The organism is Anaerotignum sp. (assembly GCF_045122575.1).
Classification (GTDB): domain Bacteria; phylum Bacillota; class Clostridia; order Lachnospirales; family Anaerotignaceae; genus Anaerotignum_A.
This window is the reverse complement of the sequence record NZ_JBGVHV010000112.1, coordinates 1-12,619: the sequence shown is the minus strand read 5'-3', so window position 1 is coordinate 12,619 and position 12,619 is coordinate 1. Positions and strand designations below refer to the sequence as shown.

Annotated in this window: 13 protein-coding genes, 1 tRNA gene and 1 other annotated feature; of the genes, 2 read left to right on the top strand and 12 right to left on the bottom strand. The window is 45.4% G+C overall.

What is annotated here, in order from left to right; translation table 11 throughout:
• Positions 1 to 6: 6 nt before the first annotated feature.
• From aroB to ispF, 11 genes are all read right to left on the bottom strand, one after another.
• Positions 7 to 1,071, bottom strand: a complete 1,065-nt coding sequence (aroB, locus tag ACJMLT_RS05505; protein WP_405727798.1) for a 3-dehydroquinate synthase — start codon at positions 1,069 to 1,071, stop codon at positions 7 to 9.
• 12 nt (positions 1,072 to 1,083) lie between these two features.
• Positions 1,084 to 1,932 (bottom strand): prephenate dehydrogenase, encoded by an 849-nt coding sequence (locus ACJMLT_RS05500; RefSeq protein WP_405727795.1) that lies wholly within the window; start codon positions 1,930 to 1,932, stop codon positions 1,084 to 1,086.
• 30 nt (positions 1,933 to 1,962) lie between these two features.
• Positions 1,963 to 2,979, bottom strand: coding sequence for a 3-deoxy-7-phosphoheptulonate synthase (gene aroF, locus ACJMLT_RS05495; RefSeq protein ID WP_405727792.1), 1,017 nt, complete (start codon positions 2,977 to 2,979; stop codon positions 1,963 to 1,965).
• Positions 2,980 to 3,523: 544 nt separating this feature from the next.
• Positions 3,524 to 3,596: transfer RNA gene (locus tag ACJMLT_RS05490), tRNA-Thr, on the bottom strand.
• 33 nt (positions 3,597 to 3,629) lie between these two features.
• The gene (gene sigH, locus ACJMLT_RS05485) at positions 3,630 to 4,280 is read right to left on the bottom strand and encodes an RNA polymerase sporulation sigma factor SigH (protein ID WP_405727789.1); all 651 of its coding nucleotides are present in this window, start codon (positions 4,278 to 4,280) and stop codon (positions 3,630 to 3,632) included.
• A gap of 19 nt (positions 4,281 to 4,299) precedes the next feature.
• Complete coding sequence (locus ACJMLT_RS05480; protein ID WP_405727786.1) at positions 4,300 to 4,818, bottom strand: NYN domain-containing protein; 519 nt, start codon at positions 4,816 to 4,818, stop codon at positions 4,300 to 4,302.
• 203 nt (positions 4,819 to 5,021) lie between these two features.
• Positions 5,022 to 5,792, bottom strand: a complete 771-nt coding sequence (gene rlmB / locus ACJMLT_RS05475; RefSeq protein ID WP_405727783.1) for a 23S rRNA (guanosine(2251)-2'-O)-methyltransferase RlmB — start codon at positions 5,790 to 5,792, stop codon at positions 5,022 to 5,024.
• Positions 5,793 to 5,874: 82 nt separating this feature from the next.
• Entirely contained in the window at positions 5,875 to 6,300 is a 426-nt protein-coding gene (locus ACJMLT_RS05470) for a Mini-ribonuclease 3 (RefSeq protein WP_405727780.1), read from the bottom strand.
• Between the two features lie 6 nt (positions 6,301 to 6,306).
• On the bottom strand, positions 6,307 to 7,719 hold the full coding sequence (gene cysS / locus ACJMLT_RS05465; protein ID WP_405727777.1) for a cysteine--tRNA ligase: 1,413 nt from the start codon (positions 7,717 to 7,719) through the stop codon (positions 6,307 to 6,309).
• 334 nt (positions 7,720 to 8,053) lie between these two features.
• On the bottom strand, positions 8,054 to 8,632 hold the full coding sequence (gene epsC, locus ACJMLT_RS05460; protein ID WP_405727774.1) for a serine O-acetyltransferase EpsC: 579 nt from the start codon (positions 8,630 to 8,632) through the stop codon (positions 8,054 to 8,056).
• A gap of 370 nt (positions 8,633 to 9,002) precedes the next feature.
• Positions 9,003 to 9,297 (bottom strand) — a binding site (T-box leader).
• Between the two features lies 1 nt (position 9,298).
• Positions 9,299 to 9,772, bottom strand: a complete 474-nt coding sequence (ispF, locus tag ACJMLT_RS05455) for a 2-C-methyl-D-erythritol 2,4-cyclodiphosphate synthase (RefSeq protein WP_405727771.1) — start codon at positions 9,770 to 9,772, stop codon at positions 9,299 to 9,301.
• A gap of 157 nt (positions 9,773 to 9,929) precedes the next feature.
• Between ispF and ACJMLT_RS05450 the strand changes: the two genes are divergently transcribed.
• Entirely contained in the window at positions 9,930 to 10,475 is a 546-nt protein-coding gene (locus ACJMLT_RS05450) for a GNAT family N-acetyltransferase (RefSeq protein WP_405727768.1), read from the top strand.
• A 66-nt stretch (positions 10,476 to 10,541) separates the two neighbouring features.
• Here the strand turns inward: ACJMLT_RS05450 and dpaL are convergent, their stop codons facing one another.
• Positions 10,542 to 11,744, bottom strand: a complete 1,203-nt coding sequence (gene dpaL, locus ACJMLT_RS05445; RefSeq protein ID WP_405727765.1) for a diaminopropionate ammonia-lyase — start codon at positions 11,742 to 11,744, stop codon at positions 10,542 to 10,544.
• Positions 11,745 to 12,270: 526 nt separating this feature from the next.
• Here dpaL and ACJMLT_RS05440 point away from each other — a divergent pair.
• Entirely contained in the window at positions 12,271 to 12,537 is a 267-nt protein-coding gene (locus tag ACJMLT_RS05440; protein WP_405727762.1) for a DUF6809 family protein, read from the top strand.
• Positions 12,538 to 12,619 lie beyond the last annotated feature (82 nt).

Here is a 12,619-nt window from a genome sequence, read left to right as displayed (position 1 = left end):
CACGCATTATTTCAATGCTTTTCTTACCAATTCTGTTACCTCTGCAACGGGGATTTTTACGATCTCGCAGTGGCCGATTTTTGTGGGAAACACAAAACTGATCTCGCCGCCTCTGCGTTTTTTATCTTTCAGCACGCCCTCTGTAATTTCTTCTGCAGAATAATCAATAGATACGGGCAAATCATTATTTTCCAGAGCCATTCTGATTTTTTCAGAAAGCCCTGCTTCCGCCAGCCCTTTTTCTTCCGCCGCCTTGGCGATCAGATGCATACCGATGGCAACGGCATGTCCATGGGTAATAGTGAAGCCGCTTCTTTTTTCAATGGCGTGCCCCAGCGTATGACCCAGATTCAGCAGCTGGCGCATCCCGTTATCAAATTCATCCTCCATAACGATATCTCGTTTCATTTTGACACAGGTCTCAATGATTTCTTCCAAATCGTTTCTGAAATCCCCGCCGGCTGTTTTTTCAAATAAATCCGCATCTCCGATGACACCGTATTTCAATGTTTCCGCAATACCATCGGCAAAGACCTCTTCGGGCAGTGTATCCAGTGTATCCACATCACACAGCACCAGATGGGGCTGATAAAAGGCTCCTGCCATATTTTTCCCTGCCTTGAGATCAATGGCTGTTTTGCCGCCAACGGAAGAATCCACCGCCGCAAGGAATGTGGTAGGCACCTGCACAAAGCGGATCCCTCTCTGGTAAACCGCCGCTGCGAAACCTGCCATGTCCCCGCAGACACCGCCCCCAAGGGCAACGATAATATCCTGTCTGGTCACTTCTTCTTCCGCCAGAAATTCCAGCATATCGCTCAGCGTGCCGATATGTTTGGAGCTTTCCCCGGCAGGATATGCAAAACGGCAGGTGGTAAAGCCTGCCGCCTTCAGAGATTTTTCCACCTGTGCCGCGTATAATTTTTCTACTGTTGTGTCTGTGATGACTGCCGCCTTGCAGGGCTGAATGCGTTTTTTCACTTCTTCGCCCAGATTTTCCAGAATCCCTCTGGCAATGAGAATGGCATATTCCGTAGAGGCCTTCACCACAACTTTTCTGCTGTTTTCCATAGTTTCACGACCTTAGTCAAATTCTTTGATCTCATCTACTGCCAGACGGCGTTCTTTCCCGTCTTTCAGCAGTCTTCTCAGTTCTTCCGCATCTTTGGCACGGATCGCACGGCTGTATGCCTGCATACGTTCACAAAGGGCATCCACCTCATCTGCCAGATAGTCCCCATTAGCCAGAAACAGTTCTGTCCACATGTTTTCATTCAGCTTTGCAACACGGGTCATATCGTGGAAGCTGCCTGCAGAAAACCCCTTGAAATTGGGAGAGAGTTCGCTCTTGATGTAAGCGCTGGAAACCACGTGAGCCAGCTGAGATGTATAAGCGATCATCTGATCATGCTCTGCATCCGTTGCTACCTGCAGTCTGGCAAAGCCCAGCTTTTTGAAAAACATACTCAGGGCATTCATCATGCCAATATCTGTACCTGTGTAGGGTGTTACGATCAGTGTGGCACCATTGAACATATCCGCTGTGGAATATGTGAAGCCGGAACGTTCTACCCCAGCCATAGGATGCGCCCCTACAAAACTGAAGCCGTTTTCTGCAGCCACTTCCTGCACCTGTCTGCAGACCAGTCTTTTTACGCCGGCAACGTCTACCACCACAGCACCTTTTTTGAAATCCTTTGCATGTTCCTTGATATAATCCACCGTCAGCTGGGGATACAGCCCGATGATCACGATATCACAGTCCTTGGGGTTGCCGTTATCCATAAAGCCATGAACCGCCTCCATCAGAAGGGCACTGTAACGGATAGTTTCAGATGCATCCCACCCGATTACTTCATGGTCTGTTTTCTTCTTTACCGCTTTTGCCATGGAGCCGCCGATCAGCCCCAGACCTACTACGCCAACTTTCATATCTGTCACCTCTTCTCTCAAAAAAGAGTATCAATCATTGTATTTGCATGCCAGAGGGCGCAGCTTGAATACCAGATCTGCCACTTCGTCAAACTGATTGGGTGTCAGAGACTGAGGGCCGTCACACAGCGCCTTTGCAGGGTTGTTGTGTACTTCGATCATCAGACCATCCGCACCGGCAACTGTTGCTGCCATTGCCATGGGTTTTACCAGATGTGCATAGCCCATTGCATGGCTGGGGTCGATAATGATAGGTAGATGTGTCAGTTTCTTCAGAACGGGGATCGCAGACAGATCCAGTGTATTTCTTGTTCTTGTTTCAAATGTACGGATCCCTCTTTCGCACAGGATTACGTTTTCGTTACCGCCTGCCATGATGTATTCCGCACTCATCAGCATTTCATCGATCGTATTTGCCAGACCTCTTTTCAGCAGGATGGGTTTCTTGATTTTACCCAGTTCTTTCAGCAGTTCGAAGTTCTGCATGTTTCTTGCACCAACCTGGATCAGGTCAACCGCTTCTTCAAACATAGGGATATGTTCTGCGTTCATCAGTTCGGAAACGATAGGCAGACCTGTCTGTTCTTTTGCTTCCATCAGCAGTCTCAGGCCATCCCCTTTCAGACCCTGGAATGCATAGGGGGAAGTTCTGGGTTTGAATGCACCGCCACGCAGCAAACCTGCACCGGCTTCTTTTACTCTCTTCGCAATTTCACAAACCTGTTCTTCGCTTTCTACAGAGCAGGGACCCGCAATGATCTGGAAATTGCCGCCACCGATTTTTTTGCCTGCAACATCTACAACCAGATCCGCGTTATGGAATTTTCTGTTTGCATTTTTGAAAGGTTCCTGAATCCGCTGTACGTTTTCAACGATATCCAGCGCACGGATCAGATCCACATCTACCGCGGATGTATCACCGATCAGACCAACGATGGTGTGGCTTACGCCCTGAGAAATGTGTGTCGCAATACCAAGGCTTTTCAGCCATGCTTTCAGGTTTTCAATCTGTTCTTCCTTTGTGTTGGGTTTCAGTACAACTACCATAATGATTTCCTCCTTGTAAATCTGTCTCTTCTTTCTGTTTTTCTTCCTTAACTTCTCTTCTTTTGTACACTTATAAAAATGTCTTGATTCTTTACTTTTTTGTGTCGGGCCTCAGATGGAAATAAAAAAGCTTCGCAGCGAATTTCACTGCGAAGCTCCTATGCCTTCTCTAAGAAAAACACGAAAACAAACCGTCTTTTCTTAACAGTAAAACTCACTTTGAATCTTGGAAAACACGGTAAAAATAAAAATATTCATTTGCAAAAGTATGATTCTGTTTCATGATTTGCAACCTCTTTCATTTTTATTTTTATATATCTGTTTTGTTCGGTTTTTATCATGTTAGCACACCGAGGCGCGAAAGTAAACAGATTTGGGCGAAAAAATTATTTCTGTGGAAAACAGATAATCTTCTACGAAAAACAGATTCCCTTTCGTGTATTTTTATAGATACAAAACCCATTTCCACTATCCATCCGCTCCGCCTCTGCCTGCATGTGCAACAGAAAAAGAAAAAAGCCCCGAACATTCGGGGCTTTTCACAAGCTGCTAACGGGACTCGAACCCGTGACCTCTACCTTACCAAGGTAACGCTCTACCGACTGAGCCATAGCAGCACAGACTGAAAATTTATCAGCCTATATATGTTATCATACTCCTTTCGCGCCGTCAAGATTTTTTTCTTCGAGAAATTTCTCTAATTTCTTCTTGACCCGCTGCAGAGCATTATCAATAGATTTTTCCGGTTTATCCAGTACCCGAGAAATTTCGAAATAACTTCTGCCCTGTAAATACAGAACCAGAACCCTTGTTTCAAAACTGCTCAGGTTTTTCACCATCTGATCCTCCAAAAAACTTTTGTTTTCCTGACCGATCAGCAGCGCTTCCGGATTCAGCAGAGAACTGCTGCTGGACTGCAGAAAATCCAGATATGTCTGTTCGGATTCCTCCTCATAGACGGGCTTGTTCAAAGACACATAGGAATTCAGCGGCTGGTGTTTCTGTCTGGTTGCCGCCTTGATGGCTGTGATCATCTGACGATTGACACACAGTTCCGCAAAACTGCGGAAGGATGCATTCCTTTCTTCGTTATAATCACGTACCGCTTTATACAGACCGATCATGCCTTCCTGAATAATATCTTCGCTGTCGGCGCCGATCAGGAAATAGGCTCTGGATTTGGCGCGCACCAGAGATTTATACTTATCCAGCAGATATTCCTGCGCGGTATCATCGCCATTCTGTGCCATCAGCACCAGTTCTTCGTCTTTTGCACTTTTATAGATCTGTTCTTTTGTCATTCTGCTATTTCTCCGTTGCTTATTTCTGTCTGCGCAGGGCTTCAAACCATGCCAGCGCCTCTTCATCCAGATGATCCGCCAGAATATTATTTTTCGGCGGTCTGTTTTCGATAAATTTTTCACGCAGTTCTGCTTCCACAGCCTGCACTTCATTCCAAAGCTCCCTTGCGGTCATACGGATCGCTCCCTGACCGTAAATGATCAGCTGTTCCAGACCGTCCCCTGTTGCTACCCGCACTTTATAATGTTTGGGCAGCGAAGTTACGACACGCTCAATGTAATGATCGGCGGTCTCCGCTTCTTTGGTATAGACCACATATATATTATTGTATTCGTATACGGTACCGATATTCCCCTTTACCAGATAACCGTCGAACACCAGAATAATGGTGGCTTTATTCGTACCTTTATAATTGGAAAGGACGTCCATCAGCCTTTGTCTCGCGCTTTCCAGGCTAACGTCCTCTGCCAGTTCTTTCAGTTCGTTCCAAGCGTGGATGATATTATAGCCATCCACCAGCAAAAACTCCTTCGCCAATGCCGTCCCTCCTTTCTAAGACCTTGTGGGCTTTGCCCCCAATACCCCCACCAGGGCATCATGCCCTGGACCTGATTTTGCAACAGCATATACATGCTGTTGCGGCATCCATTTGAGACTTTGCCCCTTAGTTAGCGGCTTTGCCACAACGGGGTTCCAAGGGAGTGACTCCCTTGGCAGGGTTTGGGACAGCGTCCCAAGGTTTACTTGCTGTAGTTTCTCTGGCGTACCACTTCGTACATCAGGAGCGCTGCCGCTACGGAAGCGTTCAGGGAAGAAATTTTACCATACATGGGGATGGAAGCTGTAAAATCGCACTTTTCCTTCACCAGACGGCTTACGCCTTCGCCTTCACTGCCGATCACCAGACCGATGGGTCCTTTCATGTTTGTATCGAAATGGTCATTTTCGCCCATATCCGCACAGGCAAACCACAGACCTTCTTTTTTCAGCATTTCCATTGTTTTCACAATGTTTGTCACTCTCGCTACGGGCATATATTCAATCGCACCTGCGGATGTTTTGCCTACTGTTGCATTCAGCCCAACAGAACGGCGTTTGGGAATGATAACACCGTGAGCACCTGCACATTCTGCAGTTCTCAAAATTGCGCCAAGGTTATGGGGGTCAGTGATGCCATCCAGCAGAATGATGAAAGGATCTTCGTCCTTGGCTCTTGCCAGATTCAGAATATCTTCCACTTCTACATAATCATGGGCAGAAACCAGCGCAATGACACCCTGATGGTTCTTTGTCTGGCTCATTTCATCCAGTTTCTGTCTGCTTGTTTCCTGAATGACAACGCCTTTTTCCGCCGCCTGTGCAACGATTCTTTTGATCGTACCTTCTACGTTACCCTTCTGTACAAAAACTTTTTCAATATCTCTGCCGCTTCTCAGCACTTCCAGAACAGCATTTCTGCCTTCCAGCTGGTTTTCATTAAATTCTCTTTCCCGTCTTCTTTCTTTTTCCAAAAGAGACCCTCCTAGCTTATTTTCACACACGCTTAAAAACACAGCACAAGCCGAAAGGCATTTTTGCCCCTCGGCTTTGTGTTTACTTATTCATTTTTTCTGCCATACCCAGTCTGAACAGTTCCACGGTTCTTCCCTTTTCCCCTTTCAGATAAAGGTAGCCGAACAATGCTTCCAGCCCTGTTGCATGGCGATAATCCATCAGATCGGCATTTTTGGGAACAGTGAAGGATTTTGCATTTCTGCCTCTGCGGAACACGCCTTCTTCTTCCTCTGTCAGCACATCCTTGATGCGATAGTACATTTCTGCCTGTGCCTTCGCATTAACAATGTCCCTTGCCTTTTTATGCAGTTTATTCACAGGGGCATTGCCGTCCGTCAGAACCGTCAGCCTTACCATCACTTCAAACACTGCATCGCCGATATGTGCAAGAGCGAGGGAGGAATATTCCCTGGGGTCTACTACCCCCTGCCCGCCTAATACCAAATCAAGTTCATTCAGATTCATAACAAATTAGCCTCTGAACCACTGAACGCCCTGACGAGTATCTTTGATTGTGATACCCATAGCAGCCAGTTCATCTCTGATCGCGTCAGCTCTGGCAAAGTCTTTTGCTTTTTTCGCTTCTGCTCTTTCTGCGATCAGTGCTTCGATCTTCGCTACATCTTCGTCAGCCACTTCTTCTTCCACGATTTCTGCTACACCCAGAACGCCGCACAGGTGATCCAGCATATCCTGAATTTTTTCTGCAAATTCTTTGGAAGCGCCTGCTTTGATTTCTGTGTTGGAGAAACGAACCAGTTCATAGATTGCGGAAACAGCGTCAGCTGTGTTGAAGTCATCATCCATAGCTGCTTCGAACTGATCTTTGTAGCCATTCAGTTCTGCTTCTTTTGCAGCTTCCGCTTCTGTCATTTTTGTATCTGCCACATTTTTGATGTAGAAAGCCAGTTCTTTTCTTGCATTTTTGATTCTTTCCAGACCATTCTGGCAAGCTTTCATCAGTTCATCAGAGAAGTTGATGGGGCTTCTGTAGTGACCATTCAGAATGAAGAAACGAATTACTTCATAAGGGAAATGTTTTGCAATGTCTCTTACTGTGAAGAAGTTGCCCAGAGATTTGGACATTTTTTCGTTATCCACAGTGATGAAACCATTGTGCAGCCAGTATCTTGCGAATGTGCAGCCGTTTGCCGCTTCGGACTGTGCGATTTCGTTTTCATGGTGAGGGAAGATCAGGTCTTCGCCGCCAGCATGGATGTCGAATGTGTCGCCCAGATGATGTTTGGACATAACGGAGCATTCAATGTGCCAGCCGGGTCTGCCTTCGCCCCAAGGGGATGTCCAGCTGGGTTCGCCTTCTTTTTTAGGTTTCCACAGAACGAAGTCTGTAGAGTTTTTCTTCGCATCATCCAGAGAAACACGTTCGGAAGCACCTGCGATCAGTTCATCCAGATTTTTTCTGGACAGTTTGCCGTATTCGGGGAATGCTTTTGTATCAAAGTAAACGGTACCTTTATCTTCGTAAGCAAAACCTTTGTCGATCAGAGTCTGTACCATTGCAATGATGCCGTCCATTTCTTCTGTTACACGAGGGTGAACCGTTGCTCTTTTTACATTCAGGCCGTCAGCATCGCGGAAAGCTTCTTCAATGTACTTGTTGGAGATATCGGACATTGTTACGCCTTCTTTGTTTGCTCTGTTGATGATCTTATCATCTACGTCTGTGAAGTTCTGAACATAAGTTACTTCATAGCCTTTATATTCCATGTAACGTCTTACTGTATCAAATACAACGTAAGGTCTTGCGTTACCGATGTGGATGTAATCGTATACCGTGGGGCCGCAAACGTACATTTTTACTTTGCCTTCCTCCATGGGTACGAATTCTTCCTTCTGTCTTGTCATTGTGTTATATAATTTCATGGAAAATACACCTATCCTTTCTTTTCTTCTTTTTTCGTGGGACGCTGTCCCACACCCTGCCAGGGGAATGATTCCCCTGTACCCCCATTTGCAAAACTTCGTTTTGCATCAGAGATACATTTTTATGCGCACAGCACATAATAACCTAGGTTATATTATAACATATATCTTTTCAATTTACTGTAAAATTCTTATATTTTTCCGCAAAAACTTACAAGGTCGGCTTCGCCTCCGGCCTACAGTTGCTTCGCAACTGAATGTGTTTTTGCAAATAAAGTTTGGATCAAACCTTTTTAAAGGTTTGTAGGAGTTTGAGGGCAAAGCCTTCAATGTCTCAAATGGCTCTTCTCTTTGCGTGGCCTGTCAGTTTTTCAGGTGCAATGGGAGGGATTCTTACCCCATCCTTACGCACGATCATAACAGGAGAGCCTACGGCTGTTACATTGGCGGGCAGATCCTGTGTCACTACTGAGCCTGCGCCGATCTTTGTATTTTCACCGATGGTCACAGGGCCCAGAACGATGGTGCCTGCACCGATCATCACATTATCTGCAACCGTCGGGTGACGTTTGCCTTTCTGTTTGCCAGTACCGCCCAGAGTCACCCCATGGAACAGCATTACGTTATCACCGATTTCCGCTGTTTCACCGATCACGATGCCTGCACCGTGGTCAATAAAGAAACGCTTGCCAATAGTCGCACCGGGGTGGATCTCGATACCAGTCAGGAATCGGGACAGCTGTGAGACAAATCTTGCAGGTACCAACAGTCCTTTCTTGTATAGGCTGTGGGCAATGCGATGATTCACCACCGCCCAGAAACTGGGATACAGCAAAACTTCGATCGCCCCTTTAAAAGCAGGGTCTTTCTCTTTGACAACTTCAACAGATTCTCTCCAAAATTCTTTCAGCATTTTCTATTCCTCCAAACGATCGTATGATGATTTCCTTTCTGCATCGCCCTGCTGTTTCAAACAGAGGGCTTCATACACACGATATTTTTTCGGCAGTTTTCATGCAGGCGGCCAACCGCCCCATTTCTGATGTTTTTCATGGAAGCCATTTGGCTCACCTCCTTTTTAGTAATGTTATTCGCATGATTGCTTTGCAGTCATACTCCGATGCCCTTACGGGTTACAGTCCTTCGGACTATACATGGTTGCTCCGCAACCTCATATTTGAATCCTATGAGATGCCAATGTCTGCAAGTAGCCTTGTCATATCATACGCTTCAAAATAACCTTTCTCCGCTTTATAACAAAAAAATCCGTCTTTACAAAATATTGCAAAGACGGATAATATCCGCGGTTCCACTTTACTTAGACGGCAACTATAAAAATACCGTCTCACCTCAATGACTGTAACGCTGTCAGCGGAACAGACTACTGTTATTTCGCCCATTCGGTTCCGGAACGCACTTCATTTTCCCCATACCTGTAAACGGCTCCCACCCATGTCTTTTAAGATCGTGACAGTCAAACCTATACGCTGTATAAGTTCAAATCTCACTACCTTTCACCAAGGCCGTTATTCTCTGTCAGGCGGATAAAAAATTACTCTTTTCCATCATGACCTTTGTCTTATTTCTTTTCCAGCAGGCACACTGCAGAAGCAGCAATACCCAATCCCGCGCCGGTAAAGCCCAGCCCTTCCTCTGTGGTAGCCTTTACATTGACCTGATCCACATCGATCTGAAGGGTTTCCGCGATGTTCTTCCGCATCTGCTCGATGTGAGGAGACATCTTCGGTTTCTGTGCAATGATCGTTGCGTCGATATTCATTATACAGTATCCCTTATCAGAAATCAAGTGCAAAACATGGGACAATAATTTTCTGCTGTCTGCCCCTTTGAACTGCGGGTCTGTGTCAGGGAAATGTTTGCCGATATCCCCCATGGCCGCCGCCCCCAGCAGGGCATCCGAAATAGCGTGGAGCAGCACATCCGCATCGGAATGACCCAGCAAGCCTTTCTCATAAGGGATATTCACTCCCCCAATGATACAGTCTCTGCCCTCCACCAGTTTATGTACATCATAACCAGAACCGATCCGCATGGCTTTCCTCCATTCTATCTTCTCCAAAACCAACTCTTTTATCCATGATTTCTGAACACTATAGCCGTTTTTATCCTTTCTGTCAAGTAATTCTTTCCCCACCTGTCCCAAAAAGTGATATACTGAAAAAAACAGTTTTCCAGAAAGGAAAAATTTTATGCGATTCCAAGATTTATTCGATGCCAAAGGCATCTTTCTTACAACAGAACATTACATCCTCCGCCGCATCCTGCCTGAGGAAAAAGAACAGTATGCCGCCCTTGCCCTTGCAGAACAGGCTGCCCTTCCGTCTGCCCTGTCAGAGGCCGTCCTCGCGTGGGACGAACTGCTTTCCGAAGACCATTTGACCTGTTCCATCCTGCAAAAGGATACAGGGATTTTCTGCGGCTTCTGCCAGCTGCAGTGGGTATTTTCCGATACCCCGGAATTGGGCATCGATCTGCTGCCGGCATATCAGAAAAGCGGCGTTGCCACCGAAATACTGCCGCCCTTTCTGAAAGAAGCCAAAAACCTGCTGCACAATCAATATTTTTACAGCAAAATAAAGAAAAACAATATTCCCAGCCGGAAACTGGCAGAAAAAATCGGCGGTATCTGCGCTGGAACTAAAAATCTTCTTCCTGCAAATTTTCCCGAACCTCTGAAGGCAATGGCAGAAAAAGAATTCCCCGATTTCTTTTATCTGGAATATGAATTTCACTAAAAAAAGAGACAAACCTGTCTCTTTTTCTTTTTGCAGAATCTCGCCTATGAAAAAAGCTGTTCCGAATCATACATCAAATTTGGAATATTTCCCTCTCCAGACCACATTCTGATAATTTTCTTTATCTGTATCACCTTCGGTACTGATGCACAGGATACGGGAATTTTCATCCAGCTGCAGCATCTTTTTATATTCTTCCAGTTCCGCATCCAGCAGGAGATTTGCCATGGCACCAAAAGCAGCAGCACCACTTTCCCCTGCCACAACGGCTCTATCGCCCCTTGCAGGCGCCGCCAGGATACGCATACCGTCTGCCGCCGTATATTCGGGGCAGCGAATAAAGGCATCTGCATAGCCCTTCAGCACGTCCCAGCCAATGGTACAGGGCTCCCCGCAGGCAAGACCTGCCATGATGGTATCCATATCTCCTGTCACGATATGCAGTTTATCATCATCCGCCTTTGCTGTCTGGTACAAACAATCTGCTTTTGCAGGCTCCACAATAACGATCATGGGTTTCTCATCGGCATACAGATTGGAGAAAAAGCCTGTCATCGCCCCTGCCATGCTGCCTACACCTGCCTGCAGGAAAATATGTGTCGGCTTTTCCGAAATCTGTTCCATGATCTCATGGCCCATAGTCATATACCCCTGCATGATCCATCTGGGAATGTCTTCATATCCTTCCCACGCCGTATCCTGCACTACAACCCATCCTTTTTCCTCTGCATTTTTCTGCGCCAGACGCACCGCCTCATCATAATTCATATCCATGATATCCGCTACAGCGCCTTCTTTGCGGATATTTTCCAAACGTTCCAGCGCGCTGCCCTTCGGCATATAAACCACAGATTTCTGCCCCAGCTGATGCGCCGTCCATGCCACACCTCTGCCATGGTTGCCGTCCGTAGCCGTTACAAAGGTAATGTCACCGATCTTTTCCTTCGTCTCTGCAGAAAGGATCTTTTCCGCAAAAATTGTTTCCATATTCTGATCAATGCGAACAGCAATTTCATTGGCAATAGCATAACTCGCCCCCAGAACCTTAAACGCATTCAGTCCAAACCGAAAACTTTCATCTTTCAGATAAATGCTTTTCACACCCAGTTTCTCTGCCAGTTTTTCCAGAGAAACCAACGGCGTTTCTTTGTATTCAGAAAATGTGCTGTGAAATCTGCGGGCTTTCGCCGCCTCTTCTACTCGGAAAGCCGAAATATCTTCACGACGTTTAGCCGCTTTTTTATTCAGAACCAGATCAAAATCTTTCATCAGAATCCCTCCTTGAAAAATGGGCTTTTCTTCATTTTCCTATACCGGCTATCTTCTGTCAATTATTTTTAAATACAAAAAAAGAGAGTCTATAAAGACTCTCTTGCGCTAGGGTAGCAGGATTCGAACCTGCGAATGACGGAATCAGAATGTAGTGCCTTATATGCTTAAACAAAACCCCGTAATTGCAACAAAAGGCTGATGACAAGAATATGTCATTCAACCAATTTGTCATCACCATAAATATATGCTGTTATAACAGAGTTTCTTCCTATATATAATACATATTGCAGAAATCTTATTTTTGCCCCCTCTTTTCCCTTGAAAAATCAGATGACAAACTGATGTCTATATTTTTTGATTTTGAATATACATTTTCAAAAAAATACCCCTCTTTTCCCCTGATGACAACATTTTGTAAAAGTGGATTGGCATCAGTTTCTCCCAAAAACTTTTCTTGTCCTGAGACTTGATATCTATCTGCTGAAGAGTTATGATGAGACCCAAATAAAAGGCAGGTGGTTTTATGAGTATCTTAGAAGATTATTATAACGGGGTTCTAATACCCATTGAAAACTTCGGAAATAATGAGTTTTCTGGCTATCAAGATTTAAGTGAAAGAGTGCAGGAAAGAGAAAAGGAGCTCTTGGAAACCCTGTCAAAAGACCAAATCAACCTGTATAAGAAAATCAAAAATGACAGGTCTGATATGCTCCATCTGGAATTGGAAAGAATGTTTGTATATGCTTTCAGAATGGGATTTTTCTTTACAGCAGATTTATACTCCGAGTAGCAAACAAGGGTTGCCCTTTTCAGGCAACCCTTGTATAGTAAAATTAGATTTAGTCTTCTAATAATTTGGAAGGTGGTATCTG

Excerpts from the sequence above, each read along its gene's own strand:
- ACJMLT_RS05470 (WP_405727780.1), bottom strand. The coding sequence starts at position 6,300 with ATGAATCTGAATGAACTTGATTTGGTATTAGGCGGGCAGGGGGTAGTA.
- ACJMLT_RS05500 (WP_405727795.1), bottom strand. The coding sequence starts at position 1,932 with ATGAAAGTTGGCGTAGTAGGTCTGGGGCTGATCGGCGGCTCCATGGCA.
- dpaL (WP_405727765.1), bottom strand. The coding sequence starts at position 11,744 with ATGAAAGATTTTGATCTGGTTCTGAATAAAAAAGCGGCTAAACGTCGT.
- aroB (WP_405727798.1), bottom strand. The coding sequence starts at position 1,071 with ATGGAAAACAGCAGAAAAGTTGTGGTGAAGGCCTCTACGGAATATGCC.
- ispF (WP_405727771.1), bottom strand. The coding sequence starts at position 9,772 with ATGCGGATCGGTTCTGGTTATGATGTACATAAACTGGTGGAGGGCAGA.
- sigH (WP_405727789.1), bottom strand. The coding sequence starts at position 4,280 with ATGACAAAAGAACAGATCTATAAAAGTGCAAAAGACGAAGAACTGGTG.
- ACJMLT_RS05450 (WP_405727768.1), top strand. The coding sequence starts at position 9,930 with ATGCGATTCCAAGATTTATTCGATGCCAAAGGCATCTTTCTTACAACA.
- epsC (WP_405727774.1), bottom strand. The coding sequence starts at position 8,632 with ATGCTGAAAGAATTTTGGAGAGAATCTGTTGAAGTTGTCAAAGAGAAA.
- aroF (WP_405727792.1), bottom strand. The coding sequence starts at position 2,979 with ATGGTAGTTGTACTGAAACCCAACACAAAGGAAGAACAGATTGAAAAC.
- cysS (WP_405727777.1), bottom strand. The coding sequence starts at position 7,719 with ATGAAATTATATAACACAATGACAAGACAGAAGGAAGAATTCGTACCC.
- ACJMLT_RS05440 (WP_405727762.1), top strand. The coding sequence starts at position 12,271 with ATGAGTATCTTAGAAGATTATTATAACGGGGTTCTAATACCCATTGAA.